22 protein-coding genes are annotated in these 24,920 nt (G+C 62.6%); 15 read left to right on the forward strand and 7 right to left on the reverse strand.

Features of this window, described 5'->3' with window-relative positions; all coding sequences use genetic code 11:
• The first annotated feature begins 107 nt into the window (after positions 1 to 107).
• The 5 genes from treF to AC1DX3_RS04620 all read left to right on the forward strand — a co-directional run bounded on the left by treF (position 108) and on the right by AC1DX3_RS04620 (position 5,516).
• Entirely contained in the window at positions 108 to 1,649 is a 1,542-nt protein-coding gene (gene treF, locus AC1DX3_RS04600; protein WP_476988066.1) for an alpha,alpha-trehalase TreF, read from the forward strand.
• A complete protein-coding gene (locus tag AC1DX3_RS04605) occupies positions 1,646 to 2,881 on the forward strand; it encodes an MFS transporter (RefSeq protein WP_476988067.1) in 1,236 nt (411 codons plus the stop codon). Before treF ends, AC1DX3_RS04605 begins: the two co-directional genes overlap by 4 nt.
• A 47-nt stretch (positions 2,882 to 2,928) precedes the next feature.
• Entirely contained in the window at positions 2,929 to 3,909 is a 981-nt protein-coding gene (locus AC1DX3_RS04610; RefSeq protein WP_476988068.1) for a LacI family DNA-binding transcriptional regulator, read from the forward strand.
• 24 nt (positions 3,910 to 3,933) lie between these two features.
• Positions 3,934 to 4,272, forward strand: a complete 339-nt coding sequence (locus tag AC1DX3_RS04615; protein WP_476988069.1) for a hypothetical protein — start codon at positions 3,934 to 3,936, stop codon at positions 4,270 to 4,272.
• 350 nt (positions 4,273 to 4,622) lie between these two features.
• Positions 4,623 to 5,516 (forward strand): NAD(P)/FAD-dependent oxidoreductase, encoded by an 894-nt coding sequence (locus AC1DX3_RS04620; RefSeq protein ID WP_476988070.1) that lies wholly within the window; start codon positions 4,623 to 4,625, stop codon positions 5,514 to 5,516.
• Positions 5,517 to 5,574: 58 nt separating this feature from the next.
• Here AC1DX3_RS04620 and AC1DX3_RS04625 read toward each other — a convergent pair whose 3' ends face one another.
• Positions 5,575 to 6,222 carry a TetR/AcrR family transcriptional regulator gene (locus tag AC1DX3_RS04625; protein WP_476988071.1) on the reverse strand — a complete coding sequence of 216 codons (648 nt, stop codon included), beginning with the start codon at positions 6,220 to 6,222 and terminating at the stop codon, positions 5,575 to 5,577.
• Between the two features lie 89 nt (positions 6,223 to 6,311).
• On the opposite strand from AC1DX3_RS04625, the gene AC1DX3_RS04630 reads away from it, so the two are divergent.
• From AC1DX3_RS04630 to AC1DX3_RS04640, 3 genes are read left to right on the forward strand one after another with little or no spacing between them, the layout of a single operon-like run.
• Positions 6,312 to 7,403 (forward strand): efflux RND transporter periplasmic adaptor subunit, encoded by a 1,092-nt coding sequence (locus AC1DX3_RS04630; protein WP_476988072.1) that lies wholly within the window; start codon positions 6,312 to 6,314, stop codon positions 7,401 to 7,403.
• Positions 7,400 to 10,468: an efflux RND transporter permease subunit gene (locus tag AC1DX3_RS04635; RefSeq protein ID WP_476988073.1), complete on the forward strand. Its 3,069-nt coding sequence runs from the start codon at positions 7,400 to 7,402 to the stop codon at positions 10,466 to 10,468. The genes AC1DX3_RS04630 and AC1DX3_RS04635 overlap by 4 nt, the downstream gene beginning before the upstream one ends.
• The gene (locus AC1DX3_RS04640; RefSeq protein ID WP_476988074.1) at positions 10,461 to 11,807 is read left to right on the forward strand and encodes an efflux transporter outer membrane subunit; all 1,347 of its coding nucleotides are present in this window, start codon (positions 10,461 to 10,463) and stop codon (positions 11,805 to 11,807) included. The genes AC1DX3_RS04635 and AC1DX3_RS04640 overlap by 8 nt, the downstream gene beginning before the upstream one ends.
• A 91-nt stretch (positions 11,808 to 11,898) precedes the next feature.
• On the opposite strand, the gene AC1DX3_RS04645 is transcribed toward AC1DX3_RS04640, so the two are convergent.
• Complete coding sequence (locus AC1DX3_RS04645; RefSeq protein WP_476988075.1) at positions 11,899 to 12,069, reverse strand: hypothetical protein; 171 nt, start codon at positions 12,067 to 12,069, stop codon at positions 11,899 to 11,901.
• Between the two features lie 87 nt (positions 12,070 to 12,156).
• On the opposite strand from AC1DX3_RS04645, the gene AC1DX3_RS04650 reads away from it, so the two are divergent.
• Positions 12,157 to 13,593: a GH1 family beta-glucosidase gene (locus AC1DX3_RS04650; protein ID WP_476988076.1), complete on the forward strand. Its 1,437-nt coding sequence runs from the start codon at positions 12,157 to 12,159 to the stop codon at positions 13,591 to 13,593.
• 4 nt (positions 13,594 to 13,597) lie between these two features.
• On the opposite strand, the gene AC1DX3_RS04655 is transcribed toward AC1DX3_RS04650, so the two are convergent.
• On the reverse strand, positions 13,598 to 14,515 hold the full coding sequence (locus AC1DX3_RS04655; protein WP_476988077.1) for a LysR family transcriptional regulator: 918 nt from the start codon (positions 14,513 to 14,515) through the stop codon (positions 13,598 to 13,600).
• Between the two features lie 106 nt (positions 14,516 to 14,621).
• Here AC1DX3_RS04655 and AC1DX3_RS04660 point away from each other — a divergent pair, with 106 nt between their 5' ends.
• Together AC1DX3_RS04660 and AC1DX3_RS04665 are read left to right on the forward strand one after the other, a co-directional pair.
• A complete protein-coding gene (locus tag AC1DX3_RS04660) occupies positions 14,622 to 15,320 on the forward strand; it encodes a pirin family protein (protein WP_476988078.1) in 699 nt (232 codons plus the stop codon).
• A gap of 34 nt (positions 15,321 to 15,354) precedes the next feature.
• Complete coding sequence (locus AC1DX3_RS04665) at positions 15,355 to 16,188, forward strand: alpha/beta fold hydrolase (RefSeq protein WP_476988079.1); 834 nt, start codon at positions 15,355 to 15,357, stop codon at positions 16,186 to 16,188.
• A gap of 35 nt (positions 16,189 to 16,223) precedes the next feature.
• On the opposite strand, the gene AC1DX3_RS04670 is transcribed toward AC1DX3_RS04665, so the two are convergent.
• From AC1DX3_RS04670 to AC1DX3_RS04680, 3 genes are all read right to left on the reverse strand, one after another.
• Positions 16,224 to 16,478, reverse strand: coding sequence for a GlsB/YeaQ/YmgE family stress response membrane protein (locus tag AC1DX3_RS04670; protein ID WP_476988080.1), 255 nt, complete (start codon positions 16,476 to 16,478; stop codon positions 16,224 to 16,226).
• A gap of 179 nt (positions 16,479 to 16,657) precedes the next feature.
• Positions 16,658 to 17,083, reverse strand: a complete 426-nt coding sequence (locus AC1DX3_RS04675) for a hypothetical protein (RefSeq protein WP_476988081.1) — start codon at positions 17,081 to 17,083, stop codon at positions 16,658 to 16,660.
• Positions 17,084 to 17,106: 23 nt separating this feature from the next.
• The gene (locus AC1DX3_RS04680; protein ID WP_476988082.1) at positions 17,107 to 18,105 is read right to left on the reverse strand and encodes a YncE family protein; all 999 of its coding nucleotides are present in this window, start codon (positions 18,103 to 18,105) and stop codon (positions 17,107 to 17,109) included.
• A 217-nt stretch (positions 18,106 to 18,322) separates the two neighbouring features.
• Here AC1DX3_RS04680 and AC1DX3_RS04685 point away from each other — a divergent pair, with 217 nt between their 5' ends.
• The gene (locus AC1DX3_RS04685; protein WP_476988083.1) at positions 18,323 to 19,387 is read left to right on the forward strand and encodes a hypothetical protein; all 1,065 of its coding nucleotides are present in this window, start codon (positions 18,323 to 18,325) and stop codon (positions 19,385 to 19,387) included.
• 8 nt (positions 19,388 to 19,395) lie between these two features.
• Here the strand turns inward: AC1DX3_RS04685 and AC1DX3_RS04690 are convergent, their stop codons facing one another.
• Positions 19,396 to 19,893, reverse strand: a complete 498-nt coding sequence (locus AC1DX3_RS04690; RefSeq protein ID WP_476988084.1) for a DUF3617 domain-containing protein — start codon at positions 19,891 to 19,893, stop codon at positions 19,396 to 19,398.
• A 182-nt stretch (positions 19,894 to 20,075) separates the two neighbouring features.
• On the opposite strand from AC1DX3_RS04690, the gene AC1DX3_RS04695 reads away from it, so the two are divergent.
• The 3 genes from AC1DX3_RS04695 (at position 20,076) to AC1DX3_RS04705 (ending at position 24,908) form a co-directional block, all read left to right on the forward strand.
• Entirely contained in the window at positions 20,076 to 20,807 is a 732-nt protein-coding gene (locus AC1DX3_RS04695) for a proteasome-type protease (RefSeq protein ID WP_476988085.1), read from the forward strand.
• Between the two features lie 19 nt (positions 20,808 to 20,826).
• Positions 20,827 to 22,767, forward strand: a complete 1,941-nt coding sequence (locus AC1DX3_RS04700; protein WP_476988086.1) for a M61 family metallopeptidase — start codon at positions 20,827 to 20,829, stop codon at positions 22,765 to 22,767.
• Between the two features lie 152 nt (positions 22,768 to 22,919).
• Positions 22,920 to 24,908 (forward strand): putative bifunctional diguanylate cyclase/phosphodiesterase, encoded by a 1,989-nt coding sequence (locus AC1DX3_RS04705; RefSeq protein ID WP_476988087.1) that lies wholly within the window; start codon positions 22,920 to 22,922, stop codon positions 24,906 to 24,908.
• Positions 24,909 to 24,920: the final 12 nt, after the last annotated feature.

Consider the following 24,920-nt stretch of genomic DNA (forward strand, 5'->3'; position numbering starts at 1 on the left):
TGCCGGACTTTTTCCCCCTAAACTCTCGCGGGCCGTTCATGGTCATGCACGGCCCGCATCTTTTTTGAATTTTTGGATCCACGCTTTCGCCATGCCAAGCCTCCGCCATGAATGACAGACCCGCATCCCTTCTGACTCCGGCAGCCTATACCGCAAGCCTGAAGACGCCGCACGCGGTCTATGGCGTCCTGTTCGAACGCGTCCAGTTGCTGCGGCTGTTTGCCGACGGCAAGACCTTTGCCGACGCTGTGCCGAAGTCGGCGCCCAAAGCCATCACGGCGGATTTCGCCAAGGCCGATCCTCAAACTGAAGGCGATTTGCGCGCATTTGTGGCGCAGCATTTTGAGGTGCCAGGGCCGTGCGCCGCCGCGGCAACGGCGGGCCCCAAAATGGGTTCAAGGGTCGGGCTCAAGGCCTATATCCAGGGTTTGTGGAGCAAGCTGGAACGCGCACCCCAGGCCATTCCAGAAGGCTCATCGGCCCTGTTTTTGCCCGAGGCCTATGTCGTGCCGGGTGGGCGATTCCGCGAGATCTATTACTGGGACAGCTATTTCACCATGCTGGGTTTGGCGCATGACGGCCGCGACGATCTGGTGGAGTCGATGTTGCGCAATTTCGAGAGCTTGATCGAGCGTTACGGCCATATTCCCAACGGCACGCGCAGCTATTATCTCAGCCGGTCGCAGCCGCCGTTCCTGGCGCTGATGGCTGGTTTGTCGAAGACCGCGGCACGCAGCGAAAAGCTCAGGCAACTGGCGGCGCTGCAAAGCGAGCACAGCTATTGGATGGACGGCCAAAGCGCCGTGCGCATGCCCGACGGCGCCGTGCTCAACCGCTATTGGGACGACCTGGATACGCCGCGCGACGAATCCTATGCCGAGGACGTGGCCACCGCCACGGAGTCCGGCCGGCCGGCGGCGCGGGTTTATCGCGATTTGCGCGCCGGGGCGGCCAGCGGCTGGGATTTCAGTTCACGGTGGTTGGGCGACGCGCGGGATTTCGCCTCGATCCACACCACCGATATCGTGCCGGTCGACCTCAACAGTCTGTTGTGGATGCTGGAAACGACGATCGCCCGGTTCTGCCATGGTTTGGGGCAGGAACAACGGGCGTTGGAGTTCGAGGTCCTGGCCGAACGCCGCGAACAGGCGATCCATAGGCATCTGTGGGTGGCCGGCGAAGGCCGCTTCGGCGACTATGATATCGCGGCCGGGCGGGCGACGCCGGTGTTATCGGCGGCCTCTCTCTATCCTCTATTCGTCGGCTTGGCGTCGCAGGCCCAGGCCGATGCCGTGGCCGAAACGGTGGCCGCCAAGATGCTGGCGCGCGGCGGCTTGCGCACCACGACCAACAACACAGATCAGCAGTGGGACATGCCCAATGGCTGGGCGCCGTTGCAGTGGATTGCGGTCACGGGTTTGGCGCGCTACGGTCATGACGGCCTGGCGCGCGACATCGCCGGGCGCTGGCTCGAGACGGTGGCAACGGCCTATGCGGAGACCGGCAAGCTGCTGGAGAAATACGACATCGAGGCGATGAAGCCTGGCGGCGGCGGTGAATATCCGGTGCAGGACGGTTTCGGTTGGACCAATGGCGTGACGCGGGCCCTCATGGCTATGTATCCGGATTTGCTGCAGGAGACAGTATGACCGTTCCTCTCTCCCGTTTGCGCGCCAGCATCGCCCTGGTCATCGTTTACATGATCTATGGCGTGTTGTTGAACAGCGTCGGCACGGTCATTTTGCAGTCGATCCTGAGCTTCCATATCACCAAGCCGGAAGGCTCGATTTTGGAGGCTTGTAAGGATCTATCGATCGCCCTGGTCAGTTTCACCGTCGCCAGTTTCGTGCCGCGATTGGGCTATCAACGCGCCTTGATCATCGCCTTGTTGGGCGTCGCGGTGGCCTGTCTGGCCATGCGTTTCGTGCCGGGCTTCGACATGGCCAAGGTATTGTTCCTGGTCATCGGGGTGACGTTCGCCTTGGTGAAAGTCGCGGTCTATTCGTCCATCGGCCTGCTGCATACCGACCCCAAGGCCCACGCCAGTTTCACCAGCCTGGTCGAGAGCTTTTTCATGGTCGCGGTGCTGTCGGGGGCATGGCTGTTTTCGTTCTTTATCGACCCCGTGCATCCGGAGTCATTAAGTTGGCTTAATGTTTATATTCTGCTGGGCGGGATAGCCGTGCTGGCGGCGGTATTGTGGATGGTGACGCCCCTGCCGGCGCCGCAGGTGGTCGAAGGCGAGGTGAAGACGCCGTGGTACAACGATTTGAAGGCCATGCCCGAGTTGTTCGTCGCCAAGTTCCTGGTGGCCTTTCTGACCGGCATTTTCCTCTATGTGCTGATCGAACAGAGCCTGGGCAGCTGGCTGCCGACCTATAATCGCGAGGTGCTGAACCTGCCGGCGCAGATGAGCGTCCAGGCCGGCGGCTTGTTCGCCGCGGCCCTGGCGATCGGGCGGATGGTCGGCGGCCTGGTGCTGCGCAAGGTCGATTGGCAGACGGTTCTGTTCGGCTGTGTCATCGGTACCGGGCTGGTCGTCATCGCCTCGATCGTGTTTCCGCCGGTCGGTCATCCGGTCGAAGGCGACTGGCTGCATGCGCCGTTACAGGTGTTTATCCTGCCGGCGGCCGGGTTCTTTTTCGCGCCGATTTATCCGACCCTGAACTCGGTCGTGCTGAGCGCCTTGCCGCAGAAGAAACAGGCGCCGATGACGGGCTTGATCATCGCCTTTTCGGCCCTGGGTGGGACCTTGGGGTCGTTTATCACCGGCCAGATCTTCAGCCATTTCGGCGGGCACAATGCGTTTAGTCTTACTTTGGTGCCAATCGTTCTGCTGGGCTTAAGCTTGGTTATGCTGCGCAAACGTCTGGCGGATTGACAGCGCTGCCCGTTATTTGACAAGGTGATGTAAATAAGGAGCGGGTCTTGGCGGGTTCCAATATCACCATGGACGAACTGGCCAAGCTGGCCGGCGTGTCGAAGATCACCGTGTCGCGGGCGCTGCGCGGCGGGTTCGCCGTCAATGCCGAGACGCGCGACCGCATCTTCGCCCTGGCCAAGGAGCACGGTTACCGCCTCAATCAGGCCGCGCGCAACCTGAAGCTCGACCGCTCACATACGGTCGGGGTGATCGTCGAGATGAACCCGACGCCCGACCGCATGATGTCCGATCCCTATCCGCTGGAATTGCTGGGCGGCATTTCGCAGACCCTGACCTCGCGCGGCTATTCGCTGCTGCTGACCACCATGTCGGGCAAGGAGAGCGTTGCCTTCCAATCGGCCGAGGGCATTATCCTGCTGGGGCAAGGGATCCATGACGAGGCGGTCAAGGCCTTGCAGCCGGTTTTGGCGCCGTTCGTGGTGTGGGGCGCGCCGCACGACGGCGCCGATTACTGTATCGTCGGTTCGGACAATTATCACGGCGGGGCGATCGCGGCCGAGCGGCTGTGCGATTTGGGCCGGCGAAGGCTGGTGTTTTTAGGCGATACGCGCCACGCCGAAGTCGAGGCGCGCTTCAAGGGTTTCCGCGACACGGCCGAGTCCCACGGCGCCCAGGTGGTCGCCAGTCTGCCGTGCCCGTTCACCTTCACCGGCGGGTTGGAGTCGGCCCAGGTTCTGCTGGAGCAAAAGCTGAAATTCGACGGGGTGCTGGGGTCGAACGACCTGCTCACCATGGGGTTCGTGCGCGCCCTGATCGAGGCCAATGTGCGGGTGCCGGAGCAGGTGTCGGTGATCGGCTACGACGATACGCCTTTGGCGGTCACCTTCTCGCCGGCCCTGACCAGCGTGCATCAGAACTGGCGCAATGGCGGGATCCATCTGGCGCAGAAGATTCTGCAGCTGATCAATGGCGAAGAGGCGAAGTCCGAGGTCATGCTAACGTCGTTGAGTGTACGCGAGACGTAAGCTGAATATTGGATTGGGGCTGGCATGAACCAGGATTTGAAAACACGTTTGGGCGGGCTGTTGCTGCTGGCGATCGGCGGCGGGTTCGGCTGGTTTTTTATTGTGAAGCCGCTCGAGGCGGCGCGGCAGCACCTGCCCGAGGTCAGTTATGAGCTCAAGGCGATCCTGCTGGTGCCGGCCTGTTTTATCTTCGGCCTGGCTTTTCTGCTTGGCGGCGCCGGTTTCGCCTATCGCGACAAGGCCCGCAAGACCTTTACACCGGTCGGTTGGGTGCTCATGGCTGTCGTCGCCGTCGTGACGGGGATCGGCTTTTTCTGGATGAAGCAGCAGTTCGCGGCGTTAGGTTATACGGACGGGGTGTGAGGGCGGCTGCATATCGGTGCTCCCCTTGCCCCTGTGAGCGCCTGGATATCTTCGGCTTCCGAGCGACCTCGTCCATGGTGGTCGCCGGGAAATCCAAATTCATGAACTGATCGCCAGCCGCGTCGACAATGGTTTGTCACAGCGCCGCATCGACGGACGGCCGCGCCGGCCCTGGCTGTTTTCGGTCAAGGCAATTTTGGTACTTGACAGTATTCTAATTCTTGCATTACGATACCATGCAGTTTTAGAAATGGGGCAATGTCCGAAATGGGCATGCCAATAGGCAGATTTCAACCAGGTCGCGCCAGACCCAGCCCAACCCCTCCATCCGCAACACGGAGCTTATCACCATGGATGACGTCATCATCATCGGCGGCAGCTTTGCCGGCCTCGCCGCCGCCCTCCAGCTCGGCCGCGCCCGCCGCAAGGTCACCGTTCTCGATACCGGTCTGCCGCGCAACCGCTTCGCCGGCCACTCGCATGGCGTGCTCGGCCACGATCACAAGCCGCCGCTGGACATCCTGGCGGAGGCGCGGCAACAGCTGGCGCGCTATCCCACGGTCAGGCTGGTCAATGCCCGGGCCGACAGCATCTCCGGCGCCATCGACAATTTCTCCGTCCATACTGGCGATGGCGAAAGCCTTGGGGCGCGCCGCCTGATCCTGAGCTATGGCGTCGTCGACCAGATGCCTGATGTCCCAGGCTTTGCCGAAAGCTGGGGCACCTCCATCGTGCCCTGCCCCTATTGCGATGGTTTTGAAGTCGCCGGCCAGCATTGGGGCCTCGTCTGGTCCGGACCGCAGTCGCACAATCAGGTCAGGCTGCTCCACGATTGGACCGAAAGGTTAACGGTCTTCGCCGATGGTCACGCCATTCCGCCCGAAATCCGGGCCGATCTGACGCGCCGCAACACACCTGTCGTCGATGGCCGGATCACCGGGATCGTCCGTCGCGGAGGCCATAACGCTACCGTCAAGCTCGATACCGGCCCCGATGTCGCGGTCGACATCGTGTTCGCCCACCCGCGCAACAGGCCGTCCGCAAGCCTGCATGAATCCCTGGGGCTCGCCACGGTCGACACGCCCCTCGGCATCGTCCTCAAGGTCGACGAGCGCCGCGAAACCAGCATGCCCGGCATCTACGCCGCCGGCGACCTCTCCAACCCGCTCATTCCGTCGGTCACCACGGCATCATGGCAAGGCGCGACGGCAGGAATCTCCGCCCAGCAGTCGATGCTGGTTTGAGAGCACAGACGGCCGGACCGGAGATTGACTTCGACGACAGCGCCGGGCGCCGGGAACGCTATCCGCCGGCGTGATCGTTGACAGCGTGCGCGGCGATGAACATGGCGACGGCCGACCGGCAATAGGATTCGATTTCGTTGTCGTCCATGGCTCTCGCCTCATCGAAGCGCACGATGGTCAGGAGATCGGAGCCTTTGAAAAGCGCGCCAAACAGGCGGGCGGATCGGAGAGGATCGGGCACGTTCAGAACCGCCTTCGCGTGCAACTGGCGCAGCAGGCCCTCGATCTGGGCGACGACACGGGCGGGGCCGGCGTCGTAGTGGAGCTTGCTTAATGTTTTTTGGTCCGTCTTGTCGGCCATGATCATGCTCTCGACGCCGCGCACGTCCGGGCTCAGCAACAGCCTTAGCAGCCCCGAGCCCACGGCCATAAGCTGGTCCTCCGCCGTGCCGGCGACACCTTCGACGAGCGATTGCGGAGCAAACTGCTGACAGCGGGCGGTAATCGCCGCGCTGAACAGGGCTTCCTTGTTCTCGAAATGCCGGTAGATGCTGAGCTTGGATATCCTGGCCCGTTGGGCGACCTTGTCCATGGTCGTCGCCTGGAACCCCAATTCCACAAAGAGCTCACAGGCCGCGTCGACAATGGTTTGGCCAAGCGCCTCGTTGACGGGCCGGCCACGGCGTACCTGGTTTTTTTCAGTCATGATAATAATGATACTTGACAGTATCCAAATTTTGGCGCTTTACGATACTCATAAGTATCAAATACGCCATCCCCTGGATCAAAGTCAACATGTCCTTTCCATCCGCCCTTAAAAAAGGCCCTGCCCTGGCCTCCCTGGCCGCGGCTATGGCCGTTCTGACCGCCTGTCACGCTCCGCCCAAGCCGGAAGCCAATGACCATCCCCGTGTTTTAACCTATCAGGTCGGCGCGTCCACGGCGACGGGAACGGCCTATGCCGGGACCATCCGGTCGCGTGTCGAGCAAAACCTGGCCTTCCGGGTCGCCGGCAAAATCGTTGAGCGCAAGGTCAATCTCGGTGATCGCGTGTCGCCGGGGCAATTGCTGATGCGGCTCGATCCCACCGATTACAGCGATGGCGTCGACGCGGCCACGGCCGCCGTCGCGGCGGCACGGAGCGCCGCTGTCAGGGCCAACGCAAACTATGAGCGGGTGAACAGCCTGGCCGCCAGCGGATCGACCTCCGTCGACATGGTCGAACAGGCGCGCGCGTCCAGGGATTCCGCCGACGCCAACCTGAAGGCCGCGGAAGCGCAGTTGGCGAGCGCCGGACATCAGCGCGGCTATACGGAATTGCGCGCCGATGTCGCGGGCGTGGTCGTCGAACTTCCCGGAGAAGCCGGACAGGTTGCGGCGGCCGGACAGCCCGTGATCAAGATTGCCCAGGCCGGCGCCCCCGAAGCGGTTGTCGGTCTGCCGGAAGCCAATCACGCCATCGGCGAGACGGCTCAAGTCACCGTTTTCGGTGCGGCCGGCGCCGTCTATAGCGGCCGTCTCCGTCAGGTGTCGGCTGCCGCCGATCCGTCCACGCGACTTTTCGAGGCGCGATACGTGCTGGATGCCACCATCGCGCAAGCGCCGCTGGGCTCGACCGTTCAGGTTACCCCCGCGGGCGTGCCGGTGGCTTCGTCGTCGCTGGATATCCCCCTGGCGGCCCTTGCCGACAAAGGCCAGGGCACCCGGGTGTGGATCGTCGATTCCGGAGGAAAGGTCCGGGCGAGGCCTGTCACGGTCTCGCGTCTCAATGAGGAGACGGCGTCGATCTCCGCTGGCCTTTCTCAAGGCGATATCATTGTCGCCGCCGGCGCGCAGTTGCTGCACGAAGGGGAAGTCGTGTCTCCGATTCGCGGAGGTACGCTGTGAGCTTCCCCAATCTGTCAGCGCTTGCGGTCCGTGAACGGGCCGTAACCTTGTTTCTCATCCTGGCGGTTTTGGCAGCCGGAACCTTCGCCTTCATCAAGCTGGGACGGGCCGAAGATCCGCGCTTCACCGTCAAGATCATGACCGTGACCGCCGTTTGGCCCGGCGCCACGGCCAGGGAAATGGACGAAAATGTCGGCGATCCGTTGGAAAAGCGCCTCCAGGAACTCCAGTACTATGACCGTGTCGAAACGACAGCGCAGCCTGGCGTTTTACAGGCCAAGGTCATCCTGAAGGATTCGACGCCGCCGTCGGCCGTTCCGGACCAGTTCTATCAGGCGCGCAAGAAGCTGTCCGACGAGGCGCGCAAATTGCCGAACGGTGTGTACGGTCCTTTTTTCGATGATGAATTCAGCGACGTCTATTTCTCGCTTTATGCGCTGCAGGCCAAGGGATTGCCCAACCGCGACCTGGTCAAACAGGCCGAGGATCTGAGGCAGCAACTCCTGCACGTTCCCGGCGTGCAAAAGGTCAAGATCCTCGGCGAACGTCCTCAGGCCATCTATGTCGACATATCCCAGGCCCGTCTCGCCACCCTTGGCGTCGGCGCACAGGACATCATCGCCGCCCTGCGCGGGCGCAACGATGTCACGCCGTCGGGCTCGATCGACACGGCCGGCCCCCGGCTGCAGCTTCGCCTCGACGGCGGCCTCAAGTCGGTGGACGACGTCCGCAATGTGACGCTGAACGTCCAGGGCAAGCTCCTCAGGATCGGCGACTTTGCCGAGGTCAGCAAAGGCTACGAAGATCCGCCCAGCTTCGAAATCGATCATGCCGGCCAGCCCACGGTCCTGCTCGGCGTCGTCATGGCTCCGCGCTATAACGGCCTGACCCTGGGCAAGGCGCTCGATCATCAGGAAGAGCTGCTGCGTGCGCAACTGCCGCTCGGCGTAACGATCACCAAGATTTCGGACCAGGCCAAGGCCATCCACCACGCGGTCGACGAATTCATGACCAAGTTCGTTATGGCCCTCGGCGTTGTGATGTTGGTGTCCTTTGTCGCGCTGGGTTTCCGCGTCGGTCTGGTCGTCGCCGCCGCCGTGCCCTTGACCCTTGGGATCGTCTTCGTTGTCATGCTGCTCACCGGCCGCGATTTCGACCGCGTGACCCTGGGCGCCCTGATCATTTCGCTGGGGCTTCTGGTCGACGACGCCATCATCGCCATCGAGATGATGGCGGTTAAACTGGAAGAGGGCTATGACCGCATCAAGGCGGCCACCTTCGCCTGGACCACGACCGCCGCGCCCATGCTGTCCGGGACCCTGGTGACCATTCTGGGGTTCATTCCGGTCGGCTTTGCCCAGTCGTCGGCCGGCGAATATGCCGGCAATATTTTCTGGGTGGTCGGCTTTGCCCTGATCGCATCATGGGTGGTGGCCGTAACCTTCACCCCGTACCTGGGCGTCGTCATGCTGCCCAACATCAAGCCGCGCCACGACCACGGCTCGATGTATTCTACGAAGATGTACAACAGGTTCCGCAACCTGGTCCGACTGGCCGTCGATCGCCGCGGCATCACCATCGCCATTACGGTCGGCCTGTTCCTCCTGTCCGGCGCCGGGATGGCCGTCGTCAAAAAACAGTTCTTCCCGAACTCGGACCGCACCGAACTGACGGTCGAAGTCAAGATGCCGGTCGGGTCCGCCTTCGAAGCCACCAAGGCGCTGACGAGCCGGCTTGAAGTGGACCTGCAAAAGCAGCCCGAGGCGACGGACGTGTCGGCCTATATCGGCCAGGGCGCGCCGCGCTTCTTCTTCTCCCTGAACCCTGAACTGCCGAACCCCGCCTATGCCCAGGTCGTTATCCAGACAAAGGATGTCGAGGCGCGCGCCCGGCTCAAGGCCCGAATCCGTCAATGGGTGAGCGACGGCCGCTATCCGCAGGCCCGCGTGCGCGTGACGCAGTTCCTGTTCGGCCCGCCCGTGCCTTATCCCGTGCTTTTCCGCGTCGTTGGACCCGATGAGGCCGGCATCATGAAGGTCGCGGAGCAGGTCCGGGCCGTCATGCAGCAGAACGCCAACGTGCTCGATCCGCATTTGGACTGGGGCGACAAGACCCCCTTCGTTCACTACACGATCGATGATGCCCGCCTGGCGCAACTGAATCTCACCCGGCAATCGGTGGAACTGCAACTGCAAGGCCTGGTGTCGGGCGTTCAGGCGACCCAGATCCGTGACGGCACCCGCACCGTCGATGTCATGTTGCGGACACCAGCAGCGGAAAGGCGCTCGCCGTCCGACCTGGCCGGCATGACGGTGACCAACACCCTGGGCCAGGCCATTCCCTTGAGCGCCGTCGTTCACCCGGCCATCGACAGCGAAGGCCAGCAGATCAAACGCTATGACCGCGACCTGTTCGTCAGCGTGCAAGGCGACGTGGGCGAAGGTGTCCAGCCGCCGGATGTCACGGCGCAACTCTTGCCTAAATTGCAGGCGATCAAGGCGAACCTGCCCGCCGGCTACCGCATCGACACCGGCGGCGCCGTCGAAGAAAGCGCCAAGGCCAATGTCGCGCTCGTGGCCGTCGTGCCGGTGATGATCCTGCTGACCCTGGTCGTGTTGATGATCCAAGTCAGGACCTTCTCCACCATGTGGATGGTCTTTGCGACGGCGCCGCTCGGCCTGGTCGGCGCCGTACCCACCCTACTGATCTTCAACCAGCCCTTCGGCTTCAACGCCATCCTGGCCCTGGTCGGATTGTCCGGCATCCTGATGCGCAACACGCTGATCCTGGTGCAACAGATCAATGACAACAGAGCCCAGGGGGCGACCGACTATGACGCCGTCATCGAGGCCACCGTCCACCGCGCCCGCCCGGTCATACTGACGGCCGTGGCGGCCATGCTGGCCTTCATTCCCCTGACCCATTCGGTTTTCTGGGGGGCACTGGCCTTCGTCCTCATCGGCGGCGTCGGTGTCGGCACCGTGCTGACGCTGGTCTTCCTCCCGGCCCTCTATGCCTTCTGGTTCAAGGTCCGCAAGCCGCAAAGCGAGATCTCCCATGCGTAACCTTCTGATGCTTCTCCCTGCGGTGGCCTGGCTTGCCGCCTGCTCGACGCCGACCGCCCATCTTCCCGCCGCGCCACAGCCGGTGAGCTGGCCCGTGACGAGCGACAGCGCCCAACCCCAGGCGAAGGCCTGGTGGGTGCAAGGCGCCGACCCCGTGCTGCGGGACCTGCTCGACGCTGCCAGCCGCGACAGCCACGACATCAAAATGGCCGAGGCGCGATTGAAGGAAGCCCGCGCCGCTCACGTCACAGCCAGGTCGCTTCTCTTTCCCGATGTCAGCGCTGCGGGTGTCGCGCAGCGCGGCGACGTCGGCCTGACCTACAATTACCAGACGATCGACATCACCCAGGGGCAGCTCAATGCCAGCTACGACCTCGATCTGTTCGGCGGGCTGAAGGCGCGCTCGAAAGCGGCAGGCGCGGTGGCACAGGCCGCAGGCGCCTCTTTGGAAGATGTTCGCGGCGCCGTGCGTCTCGAAATCGTCGCCACCTATATCGGCCTGAGGCAATGCCAGCAGGACCTCGACAGCTTCCGGACGACGGCTTCGGCCGCCCGCGAAATCTCCGCAAGTTATGAGCAGCAGTGGCGGAAGGGGCTGGTCACCGAGGGCCAGTTCCGCGCTTCCGAGATCGAGGCGCGGTCGGCCGATGCGGGCGTCAGCCGCCTCACCGAGGCCTGCGAGCACTATATCGACGCCATCAGCGTCCTGACCGGCGACGACACGATGGCGCTTAGACCGCGGCTTTCGGTGGCAGGCGAGGTGCCGCAACTCCGGCATCCCGACACGACAGATGCGCCGCTCGGTATCTTGCGCCAGCGCCCGGATATGCAGGCGGCAGAGGCGAACCTGACGGCGGCCCGGGCGTTGACGCGATCGGCACAGGCGTCGCTGTTTCCTGACCTGTCGATCGGCGCCTTTTTCGGCACTCAGGACAGCAGCGTCAGGCCGTCCACTGACGTGTGGAATGCTGCGACGACGCTCTATTGGCCGCTGCTGAATTTCGGCCGGATCAAGGGCCAGATCGATGCGGCTTCGGCACGGGAAGTTCAGGCCTACGAAGGCTACCGGCTGACGGCCATCGCCGCGCTCGCCGATGTGCGCACCAAGTTGACCGCCGTCGATGAAGCCGACAACAGGCAGGTCTTGGCCCTGGCCGATTTTGACGCTTCGGCGCGCCGGCACGACGAGGCGTCAAGGCAGTACAAGGCGGGGCTGATCGCCAACACCGCCCTTCTCGCCTCGACCCTGCAACATGAGGCGTCACGCCGCGCGCTCATCGACGCCAATGCCGACCGATCGACAAAGGCCGCCGCCCTTTATCGCGCCGAGGGACGGTGATTGTCGTAACGAGGCGAATCCACGAACCTCGGACGGAGCTTTCAGATGGCAGCTTGGGCAGCGCGGTCAACCCTGTCTAAAATTGAAAATCTCAACCCTTCCGCCTGGCTTGCCCAACCGCCATGCCCACACCCTTCGCCCAGGCCGAACCGGCGATTTTGTCGACCAGAAACGCCATCAGGGCCTGGACCCGCGCCGGGCGGATGGCGCCGGGCGGGGTGACCATATACAAGGCCAGCGACGGCGCCTGCCAATCGGGCATGGCGACTTCCAGACCTCATTGAGTGTGCGCGAGACGTGAGTTAAGCTGCAAACAAAGATCAGTCACACAGGTCACGCGGAGACGACGATGCAAGATTTTTCACGGCGGCAATTTGCCAAGGGCTTGGGGCTGCTGGGAGCCGGGTTGGCGACGGCGGGCGCCACGCAGGCCGGCATCGTGCGCAAGCCGCTCGACCTCAGTTTCCCAAGCGATTTTGTCTGGGGTTGCGCCTCGGCGTCCTATCAGATCGAGGGCGCCGTTAACGAAGATGGCCGCGGTCAGACCAATTGGGACGTCTTCTCGCATACGCCTGGCAAGGTCGCCAACGGCGACACCGGCGACGTCGCCTGTGATTCGTACCATCGCTATGCCGAAGACGCGCAATTGCTGAAAAATCTCGGCGCCAAGGCCTACCGCATGTCTATGGCTTGGTCGCGTATTTTTCCCGACGGCCGCGGGACGCCCAACCAAAAGGGCGTCGACCACTATAAGCGCGTCATCGACAATCTGCGTGAAAACGGCATCGAGCCCTATATCACCCTGTTCCACTGGGACTTGCCGCAAGCCCTGCCGGGTGGCTGGCAAAATCGCGATACGGCCAGCGCCTTTGCCGACTATGCTCACTATATTGGCACCCAGTTTTCGGATCGCGTCAGCCATTTCATGACAACGAACGAAATCCGCTGTTTCACGGATCTTGGCCACCAGGTCGGGATTCACGCGCCCGGCCTCAAACTGCCGGCAAAGGACGTCAATCAGGTCCGCCACCACGGTGTTCTCGCCCATGGCATGGGCGTGCAGGCGCTGCGGGCATCGTCGCGCGCCGGAACCCAGATCGGTCTGGCGGAAAATGCTTCCTTCTTCGTGCCCGTCATTGAGACGCCCGAACATATCGAAGCCGCGAAAAAGGCCACGCGGGCAGAGAATGCGATGTTCCTGACGGCCATCATGGAAGGCAAATACCTCGATTCCTATATCGAAGGCGCCGGCGCCGACGCGCCAAAGGTCGAGGCCGGCGATATGGCCGTGATCGGCAGTCCGCTCGATTTCGTGGCGCTCAACGTCTATCGGCCGGAGTATGCCCGCGCCGATGACGGTCCCAAGGGCTATGTCGCCCTGCCCCACCTGGAGTCGTCGCCGCGCATGGCGTCGCCGTGGCTCTATGTCGGTCCGGAAGTTTTGTACTGGGCTGTACGAACCACCAGCGAGCTGTGGGATCCCAAGAAAATCTACATTTCCGAGAACGGCTGCTCGGCGGACGATCCGATCGTGGACGGCCGGGTCGATGACGGCGACCGCGTGATGTATCTGCGTAATTATGTCACCGAATTGCATCGTGCAGCTGCGGAAGGCTATCCGATCCAGGGTTATTTCCTATGGAGCCTGATCGACAATTTCGAGTGGGCGGACGGCTACGGCAAGCGCTTCGGCATCCATTATGTCGACTTCGCGACGCAAAAGCGCATCCCGAAGCTCAGCGCCGCCTGGTACAAGGAAGTCATAGCGCGCAATCAAGTCGTCTAGGCACCTAACCCCCACCCCTCACCCAGGCCGAACCGGCGATTTTGTCGACCAGAAACGCCATCAGGGCCTGGACCCGCGCCGGGCGGATGGTGCCGGGCGGGGTGACCAGATAGAGGGCCAGGGACGATGCCTGCCAATCCGGCATGGCGACCTCGAGAAGGCCGGAGCGCAGGTCGTCCCACACAAGGAACTCGGGCTGCATGGCGATCCCCGCTCCGCCGATCAGGGCCGGGCGGAGGATGTCGGCATTGTTGACGCGCAGCGGTCCGGGCACCGACACGGCATATTGCCCCTCGGTGGCGTGGTGAAAGCGCCAGACGCCCCTGGCCCGGCCGTTGGTGTAGACCAGGCCGGTATGCTCGCCGAGGTCCTTCGGGTGGGTGGGACGGCCGCGGCGGTCGAAATAGCCGGGCGAGCCGACCAGCAGGATACGCACCGGGCACAACCGCCGCGCCATCAGGCTGGAATCTTCCAGATCCGATATGCGCAAGGCCAGGTCGTAACCCTCCTCGACGATGTCGATAAAATGGTCGGCCAGGGTGAGATCGACCGTCACGTCCGGATAGAGGGCGAAAAATTCCGGCAGCAGGACGCCGAGATGGGCGATGCCGAACGACATCGGCGCCGTCATCCTGACAACGCCGGTGGGCCGTGACGCATGGGCCGAGGCCTCGGCCTCGAGCGCCTCGGCGCCGGCCAGCAGACGCGACGCGCCTTCGAGGGCGGCAATCCCGCTTTCCGAGAGCGAAACACGCCGCGACGTGCGGTGAAAAAGCGTGGCGCCCAGTTTGCGTTCCAATCGCCCGATCGCCTTGGATACCGTCGCCTGCGACAGGCCCAGGTCCTGGGACGCCGCGATAAACGAGCCGGTCTCGGCGACCTTGGCGAAGATGGCCCAGGCTTCGAAATCAGGAAGCTTCATGATGTCATTTTTGGAAATGGTTACTTTCGATCATTTGTATTTCAGGGATCAGGGCAAAAGTCCATAGTGGCTTCAACAGAGACACCTGCACCAAGGAGAGACCACCATGATCGAACGCAGACCTTTCACCAGCCTCGGCGGCGCCAACCACGGTTGGCTGGACGCCAAGCACCATTTTTCCTTCGCCAATTACCGCGACCGCAACCGCGACCAATGGGGCAATCTGCGCGTCTGGAACGACGACACGATCGCGCCGGGTACTGGCTTCCCGCCGCACCCGCACGCCGACATGGAAATCATCACCTATGTCCGCGAAGGCGCCATCACCCACCAGGACAATATGGGCAATAAGGGCCGCACCGAAGCCGGCGACGTACAGGTCATGAGCGCCGGCAGCGGCATCCGCCACTCCGAATACAATCTGGAGCCCGGCACCACCCGCATCTTCCAGATCTGGATCCTGCCCAATGAGAGCGGAAAAGGCCCGGCCTGGGGCGCCAAACCCTTCCCCAAGGGCGAACGTTCGGGTAAATTCGTAGCCCTGGCCAGCGGCTTTGCCAATGACGACGACGCCCTGCCCATCCGTGCCGATGCCCGCGTTTTGGGCGCCACCTTGAAGGCCGGCGAAACCACCGAATACTCCTTAAGCGCCGGCCGCCACGCCTATCTGGTGCCGTCCACCGGTTCGGTCGACGTCAACGGCGTCACACTGGAAACCCGTGACGGCGCCGCCATCCAGGACGAAGCGGTCATCCGCGTCACCGCTCTTGAAGACGCCGAACTTGTACTTGTCGATGCCGCGTAACCCCTCCCCAACCGCAAAAACAGGACCGAAGACCATGACCAACTATGTCACCACGCAAGACGGCACCCAGATCTATTTCAAGGATTGGGGCCCCAAGACCGCGCAAGCCATCGTCTTCCACCACGGCTGGCCGTTGTCGTCGGACGACTGGGATACCCAGATGATCTATTTCCTCAATCAGGGTTTCCGTGTCGTCGCCCACGACCGCCGCGGGCACGGCCGCTCCAGCCAGGTCAGCGACGGCCACGACATGGACACCTATGCCGCCGACGCCCATGCCGTTGTCGAATTTCTGGATTTGAAGAACGCAATCCATACCGGCCACTCGACCGGCGGTGGCGAAGTGGCGCGCTATGTGGCGCGGTACGGCGGCAATGGCCGCGTCGCCAAGGCCATCCTGATCAGCGCCGTGACGCCGATCATGCTCAAGACCGAGGCCTTCCCACTGGGCCTGCCGCGCGACGTGTTCGACGGCCTGCGCGAACAGACCGCCAATAACCGCGCCCAGTTCTACAAGGACCTGCCAGTGCCGTTCTATGGTTTCAACCGCGATGGCGTGAAGCCGGTCGACGGGGTCATCGACAACTGGTGGCGTCAGGGCATGACGGGCAGTGCCAAGGCCCATTATGAAGGCATCAAGGCCTTTTCAGAAACCGACCTGAGCGGTGATTTGAAGGCCATCGACGTGCCGGTCCTGATCATGCACGGCGACGACGACCAGATCGTGCCGATCGCCGCAGCAGCGTTGGAAGCCATCAAGCTGGTGAAAGACGGGACCTTGAAGGTCTATCCCGGCTATCCCCACGGCATGTGCACCACCCATGCCGAGGTCATCAATCCCGACCTGCTGGCCTTTATCAGGGCCTAGATTGTACCTCAGGCGCCGGCGACATGCCGGCGCCGTCAGGCGCGGCGGACCAGGCGTAACAGAAGGAGAAGCACGACAGCGCCCAGGGTCGCGGTCAGGATCGAGGCGATGAGGCCGCCACCGATACGCAGGTGCAGGACGCCGGCCAGCCAGCCGCCGATAAAGGCGCCGATAATGCCGACGACGATATCGCCGACCAATCCGAAACCGCCACCCTTGACCAGGACTCCCGCCAACCAACCGGCAATCGCGCCGACAACCAACCAGATAATAAGGCTTTGAACGTCCATGGGGTATGTTCCTGAGGGCAAGGCGGCGGCATATGCGGCGGCCAGGCAGCGACCATAGCGGTAAGTGTGGCTATTACAAAATACAGGTTCCTTATATGTCGAGGGCGGAGCCAAAGCAGAAAGCGCGGAGGCGTTCACTTCGTGACGCTCACCCCGAAACTCATGACCGGCGATGCCCCTTATTTTCGTTGATAAGAAATCACTCTTTTCATGATCAAGGTGCCGCCAGCTGGACGTTGCCCAGGCTCTTGAACAAATTTTGCCTCAAACACCAAATCATATTTCATGAGTTGAGAATGCCATCCTGTCATAATTTCACGATTTAGCGCGTCGGTGGTCTTGTCTCCAAATATGTCTTCGCCCGCCTTTCCAGGAAAATCGAGGCCATATTTAATCTCAGGACACCTGTCGTCCTTCAGATAGGTTCCTTCCCAATAAGCTGTATAACTGGCGCGGACCCGCACAGTCTCGTTCGCAAACGCTAGCTCGTTCGCCCCAATATCACATAGCGATATCGTTTTAACCGGTCCCGGAATCGGTGGGGTAGAATTGCTGGCGCAACCCATCAAAATACCCAAACCTGCAGTAATAATTAGCTTTTTCATTTTGCAGTTCTACTCACGGGATGTCAGGCGCTGACGCTGTAGCCGCCGGGCTGGTCCAGCAACTGGATCGACGAGGCCGTGCCGAGGTCGGGCGTGTCCCAGGCCTTGAGCGCCCAGACCACTTTCTTGCCGCGGGTGACTTCGAAGACCTGGACCGTATCGGACCATTTGGCCGTGTCCTGAACATCGCCGGCGCACCAGTTACAGATGACGGTGTTGCCATTGGCGAGGCGTTTGACGCCCTGGAATTGATAGCAGGGCGTATCCGGCACATCGGCCTGGGAAAAGCGCCACACCGTTTCACCAGCGGGGGTGACCTCGATCACCTGGGTATGGGTGTCGTCGGTGTAACAGCTGATCAGAGTATTGCCGTTGGCCAGGCGTTGCACACCCCACGGGCGGTTGACGGCGTAGGTCCAGATGGCTTTACCGTCCCCGTCATATTCAACGACCTTATGGTCGTCGAGGTGGCCGGCCAGATAGGTGCCCGACGGCGTGAGGCGGACGCGGCGGAACTGGATATGCGGCTTTTCAGGATGCGGCACGGGCAGGTGCAGCTCTTTCGCGATGACGCCGGTCGAGGTGTCGATGATCATCAGGTGGGCCGGGTCGCCGTTTTCGACCACCAGGATGCGGCTGCCGTCCACCGGTTGCAATGTATGGATTTCGGCGTTGGAACGGGCCGCCAGTTGCCAGACAATTTTGTGGTCTGGCGTCACCAGGGCGGCGCCGGATTTGTAGGCGAACAGGACATTGCCATTGGCCAAAAGCGAGGCGTCGCCCAATTCGTTGCCGCTGCCATCGGGATTGGTCATGGGAACGGAATGACGCCACGCAATCCGGCCGTCGCGCACCAGAAACAGGGTCTGGGTGTCCAGGCGGTGATCCCATTCGCCGCTCAGCAGGAAGGGATGCCGTCCGATTCCGGTGGAAGGCTTTGCCAGGGCGGGCATGGCCATGGCGGCCGCCAGCTGGGTCAGCGCCAGACCGTGAAAACCGCGTCGTGAAAACCGTAGGGTCATGGATGTTCCGTCGCGTAAGGGGCCGAACGAGACTTAGCACGGCCTGACGCAAAGACAAATTGGCTGGGGGCCGGGACAGACCTCCGCGGGACCGCGGCATCCTGAATCAACCCAGGGCGACAATGGTGACCTTGCGGCGCCATGCGCGGAGGCGGTCTCGCCCGCTTCATTCTTCTTAACCCCGGTGTGGTAGGGTTGCTGGATAAAAGAGGGTGACATGTGGGCAGCTCTGGCGCTCGGACTCATCGGGCTGATCATCTTTGTGCAATATGCAGCCGGCGGCGTGCCGTTCCTGCTGGTCGCCGCCATCCTGGCCTGGCGGGCGCGTGCCCGGATTCAACTCGCCGTCTCGGGACTGGGGCACAGGTTCGGGCAGCCGACCGCAGCCCGTCCCGCGCCTGACCTCCGGCCATTGCCTCCGATCACGGCGATGTCTGCCGTTCGCCTCGTCCTGGCGATTGTGGCGAGCCTGGCGGCTCTTATCGGGCTTTACCTGCTGTACGCCGTCGCCGAAGCGGCGATGCACTACAGCCTTTTCAATTGGTCGTATAGCGGCGTCGGCCTGTTGATCGCCGCGGGTTGCGGATGGGCGGCGTGGAGCGTCTGGCGTTTTCGCGACGGCTTGGCGGCGGTGGGCCTGGTCCGGCAGCTGGCGGACGGCGCCGCGCGATTGACGATGGCGGCCCTCGGGGTCTTGACGTTTATCTGGATCTTGTCCTGGGCGCCTGGCGCGGTTGTGGACGACTGGCTGCTGTTCAACAGGACGGCGGCGTGCGTGGCGCTTCCGGGATTCGTCTTTCTGGCGGCCACCGCGCTCGGCTTTGCGCATCGCGACCGGCTGCATCGATTTGCGTTCAACCGTCCGGTGCTACGGGCGGCCCTGTGGGCGGCAGCGGCTTGCGGAATGGTCGCCACCGTGGCGGTGGCTGCAGCCATCTATGTTCATGTCGCGGCGCATCTCACGGATCGCTATCACGACCTGGCGATCGAGGCATGGCCTTGGGGCGCGTGTTGCGGCATGATCGCCGCGGCGACCCTGGCGAATGCCCGCAGCGTCGAGGCGAGTTTTCGCCGCTTCGGCGCCGGATATGGCGGCGCCTTTATCTGCGCCTTGGGCGGCTTGGTACCGGCTATGTGGCTTGAGGCCTTTACTTCCGGGAAAAATCTCGTGGAAGCCTGGAACGTCCTTATTTTTCTGATGCCGATCGTATGTCTTGTCTCGACGGCGGTGGCCGTTGTGGTGATGATCCTGGGGTGGCGCCTGTACCGGAAAGCGTTTTAGCGCGGTCGTCAGGCGCCGGTCAGCGCGCCCATCACGGTCATCCGCCTGGCGTCGGGCGTCGGTCCCTCCTGCTCAGGGAACATGGTCACCAGGATATCGAAGGCCTTGTCCGTATTCGTGCCGGAAAAGATGAAGCCCGTACCCACGGCGACGCCGGTGATCCGGCATCGGCCGGTGGCGGTAAATTCACGGCCGTGGCGGTCGAACCTGTCGACCGTGCAATCGGCCTTGGGCATTTGGGCAAAAGAGGCGTCTGCCGACAGACGTGATTCCAGCACAGGCAGGTATTTTTCCGGCCAGTTCTGCGCCATAGCGGTCGATATGTCGACGGGTGCGTCCGTCGCGTTTTTCAGGACGTTGCCGTAATAAGCGATTTCTATGCGGCGCAGGCTGTAGGTGCCGGCGACCGGCGCGTCCTTATCGGGGGCGACGGGTTCCGGCGTGCATGCCGTAACGACGAAAGCTGTCAGACATAGCCATCCGGCCCGCATAAGACGACGCGTCATTCAAGCCTCTCCATAGGGGCGCACGGTGGCGGCCGGATAAGAATCCATGGCACAGGAAGCTTAATATCCGGCAAAAAGACGCTGGCGCGGGGCCGAGATCGCGACAAGAATGTCTCTGGCAATTAACGGATTCGCGGCTATGGTCTGCGCACTTCGTAAAGCGTGCCGGTGAAGGAGCGATCATGACCTATTGTGTTGGCTTGAAACTCGACAAGGGCCTGATCTTCATGTCCGACACCCGCACCAATGCCGGGGTCGACGATATCTCCCAGGTGCGCAAGATGAACAGCTGGGAGGTGCCGGGAGAGCGGGTCATGACCCTGCTGTCGTCCGGCAATCTGGCCACCACCCAGGCCGTCGTCAGCATCCTGGACGAGCGGGCCCGGGCGCCCGAGCCCGGCAAGCCGTGCATCCTGAAGGCGCCGACCATGTTCCAGGTGGCGAGCATCGTCGGCAACACCCTGCGCGATATCGTCAGGACCTATAGCCCTACCGGGTCCGCCGCCGCGTCGCCGTTCGGCGCGACCCTGATCCTGGGCGGCCAGATCAAGGGTGAGGCGCCGCGGCTGTTCCTGATCTATGCCGAGGGCAATTTTATCGAGGCCGGCGACGACAATCCGTTTTTCCAGACCGGTGAGACCAAGTACGGCCGGCCGATGCTGGTGCGCGCCCTGACCCGCGACATGAGCTTCGAATCGGCGGTCAAGCTGCTGTGCGTGTCGTTTGATTCCACCATCCGCGCCAATGCCGGGGTCGACCTGCCGATCGATCTCCAGGTCCAGGCCGTCGATGCGTTCCAGGTGACCTACAAAAGGCGTTTCGAGCGCGACGATCCGTATTATCTCAACATCTCCCTGGGGTGGAGCCAGGCCTTGCACGAGGCGCTGACCTACCTGCCCGATTTCAGTTTTTAAACCGCGCCGGAGTGTATGCATGTCGAAAACCGCGATTCTGTTGTCGTGCTGTCTGTTGGCCCTGACGGCCGGATCTGCTTTTACCGAGGATGCACCGGCGCCGGTGGCCGCACCGCCCGAAGCCAGCGTACCGGCAGCACAGGATATCGACTATCCCGGCACGATCACGATCGATGTCGACGCCAGCGACACCGTCCACCGCATCATCCGCGTGCATGAGGTCATTCCGGTCGACCGCGCCGGACCGCTCACCCTGCTCATCCCGAAATGGCTGCCCGGGGCCCACGCGCCTGATGGCGAGATGGCGAAAATGGCCGGGTTTGTGTTTACCGCCGACGGCAAGCCGCTCGATTGGCGGCGCGACACGGTCGCGATGAGCGCCCTGCATATCGACGTGCCGGAAGGCGCGCGGACCGTCACAGCGGACTTTCAATTCCTGGCGCCAGTCAATGGTGGGATCGGCCGGGTGGTGATGACGCCCGACATGCTGGACCTGCAATGGACCTATGCCACGATCTATCCGGCTGGTTACTATGTCAGCCGCATGCCGGTGGCGGCGACCTTGAAATTGCCGGCCGGGTGGCAGGCGGGCGGGGCGCTGACGGTGACCAGTACCAGCGCCGCCAATGTGCTCGATTTCGCGCCGGTGAGCTACGAGACCCTGATTGACTCGCCGTTGTTCGCCGGGCGCTATTTCAAGCGCGTCGATCTCGATCCCGGCGCCAGCGCACCGGTGCATATGGACATCGTGGCCGACAAGGCGGCATCGCTGGAGGTTCCCGACGAGGTCTTGACCATCCATCGCAAGCTGGTGCAGCAGGCCTATAAACTGTTCGGCAGCCGGCATTTCGACCATTACGACTTCCTGGTCGCGGCGTCGGACAAGCTGGGCGGGATCGGTCTTGAACATCACCGCAGTTCGGAGAACCGCGTCGCTACCGGCTATTTCACCGACTGGAAGGGCAGCTTCACCGGCCGCGACCTGCTGGCCCACGAATTCACCCATTCCTGGAACGGCAAGTTCCGCCGCCCGGACGATCTGTGGACGCCGGATTACCAGCAGCCGATGCGCAACAGCCTGCTGTGGCTCTATGAGGGCCAGACGCAATATTGGGGCAATGTGCTGGCGGCGCGGTCGGGCCTGTATACGAAGGACCAATATATGGGCCACGTCGCCCAGATGGCGGCCTATTACGACACCCTGGCGGCGCGGCAATGGCGCGATCTCCAGGACACGACCAATGACCCGATCTTTTCGGGGCGCCAGGCCCAATCGTGGTCGAGCTGGCAGGCGGGCGAGGAATATTACGACCAGGGCATGTTGCTTTGGCTCGACGCCGATACCCTGATCCGGGAAAAGACCAGGGGGCGGAAATCGCTGGACGCCTTCGCCAAGGCCTTTTTTGGCGTATATGACGGCGCCTGGGGGACGGTGACCTACGGTTTCGACGATGTGGTGGCGGCGTTGAACGCGGTCTGTCCCTATGACTGGGCTGGGTTCCTGAAGGCGCGGCTGAACGACCACGGCACCAAGCCGCCGTTCGACGGCATCACCCGCGCCGGCTATAAACTGGTCTATACGGATATGCCGACCGACTATTTCAAGGCGCGCGAAACCGACCGTGGCTACACGGATTTCAGCTACGGCCTGGGTTTCCGTGTCGAAAAGGACGGCACGCTAAGCGACGTTTTGTGGCAGGGGCCGGGCTTTGGCGCCGGGCTCAACGTCGGCATGACGATCCTGGCGGTCGATGGCAAGGCCTTCGATATCGACGGGTTAAAAGCAGCGGTGACGGCGGCGGCCAAGCGCGGCCAGACGGCGCCGATCGAGCTGTTGGTCAAGGATGACGACCGGTTCATGACCGTTAAGATCGATTATCACGGCGGCATCCGTTATCCGCGCCTGGAGCGCATCGACGGCACGGCGGACTTGTGGGGCGATATCCTGAAAGCGAAATGAACCGCCGTGTTGCGTTCTGTCTTCATGCCTTCTTAACCAAAAGATTTAGCACGGCGTTCACGGCGCCTTGCTACGTTAAGGACAAGTTTACCCGTCGCTATGGCGGGATGACAGGGTAGTGCCGGCAGTGTGCCGTAGTTGAGTAGCGTAATATGGCTTGGTTCAAAAGTAGCGCGTCGATCGCGCGTCTGGGCGTCTTGCTCCTGCATTTTACAAGAGCTCTGGTGTTCTGGCGGCGCCGTCAACGGCACGATCCGGCCATTGACCCGGCCGTGATGTCGCGCGAGACGGCCATCGCCATACGCCCCATCGTCCATTGCTACCTCGTCGTCGTCGCCGCCTATTATCTCATCAGCGCGCTCTTTTATCGTGTGCCCGGCGATCCGGGCTGGGATCCCGCCGCGGCGGCCGTCACCTCGGTCATCTGCCTGCTGTTGTTCCGCTATACCCATGCGACCCAGTCGATGCAGCGGCTGGAAATCGCCGGCCATGCCGCCAATGTGCTGATCCTGGCCAATTGCGTGCTCGACATCTGGCTGAAATACGACGCGCTGAAGCTGATCTATTTCGCCCTGCTATTACCGATTTTCGCCATTTCGGGCGCCCGGATGCGGGTCATGCTGCCCTGCACCGTCGCATGCATCGGCGCGATCTGTTTCATCACCAGCCAGCGCGAGCCGGAACAGTTCGGCGACTATATGTGGATCGCCTTTACGTCCCTGGCCACAGCGCTCGGCATGAGCAGCGCCATCCGCATGACCGTTATGCGCTCGGTGCGGGCCCGTATCACTGCGGACCGCCATCGCGACGAAGCGCGCACCCTGGCCAATTTCGATGCCTTGACCAGCCTGCCCAACCGGCGCAATTTTTTCAGCACGCTGGACGATCTGCTGGCGACCGGCCGGCGCTTCGACCTGGGCCTGATCGACCTCGATGGCTTCAAACCGATCAACGATATCTATGGGCACGGCGCCGGCGACGCCGTGTTGATCGAGGCGGGCCGGCGGCTGGCCGCGATCTGCGCCGGCCGCGGCGTCGTGGCGCGCCTGGGCGGCGACGAATTCGTCCTTATCCTGCACGACCAGGCCTGCGAACAGGTCAGCGACAGCGACCTGAAGGCCCTGGGCGAGCAGTTTTGCGATGCCCTGTCCGAGCCGTTTCATCTCGGCGTTGCCACGCTCAGCCTGTCGGGTTCGGTCGGCCTGGTGCGTCATATCCCCGGCCTGACCGACAAGCTCAACGGCTCGCAGCTTCTGGAACGCGCCGACTATGCGCTCTATTATGCCAAGGAGAACCGCCGTGGCGCCGCCGTCGTGTTCGATCGCCAGCACGAATCGGACATGCACAAGTTCGGCCGCGTCACCCATGCCCTGCGTTCCAGCCAGCTCGACGACGAAATGTGCCTGGCCTTCCAGCCGCAATACGATCTGGTGGGGAAACGTACGGTCGCCTTCGAGGCCCTGGCGCGGTGGAACAGCCCGCTGCTCGGCAATGTGCCGCCCGATGTCTTTATCCGCGCCGCCGAGCATTCGGGCCTGATCAACGAGATCACGCCGGCCTTGCTGAAAAAGGCGCTGACGGCCGCAGCCGATTGGCCGGACGATATGCGTCTGGCCTTCAATCTATCCGCCCGCGACCTGCATTCGCCGCGCACCGTCGCGCGCATTTGCGAGGCTGTGCGAGCCAGCGGCATCGCGCCCCGGCGGATCGAGTTCGAGATCACCGAGACGGCGATGCTCAACGATTTCGACCAGGCGCTGGCCAGTCTCGGCGAGCTCAAGGCCATGGGCGCGCGCGTCGCTCTGGACGACTTCGGCGCCGGCTATTCGAGCTTCAGCTATATCCACCGCCTGCCGGTCGACGTCATCAAGATCGACCAGTCCTTCGTCGCCGAGTTGTTGAAAAACGTCCAGGCGCGCAAGCTGGTCAAAACCATGATCGACCTGTGCAGCAACCTCAATCTCGACCATGTCATCGAAGGGGTCGAGACCGAGGAACAGCTGCGGCAATTGCTCGAGGTCCAGGCGCGTTACGTCCAGGGTTATCTCTTCGCCAAGCCGATGATGGCGGAGGACGTCCTGTCCTATCTCGAACGGGAAACCAAGGTCGTTCAGCTGCACGCACGCAGTATGGGGATGTAGCGCCGTCCGGCG

The organism is Asticcacaulis sp. P2_B1, from assembly GCF_056404915.1.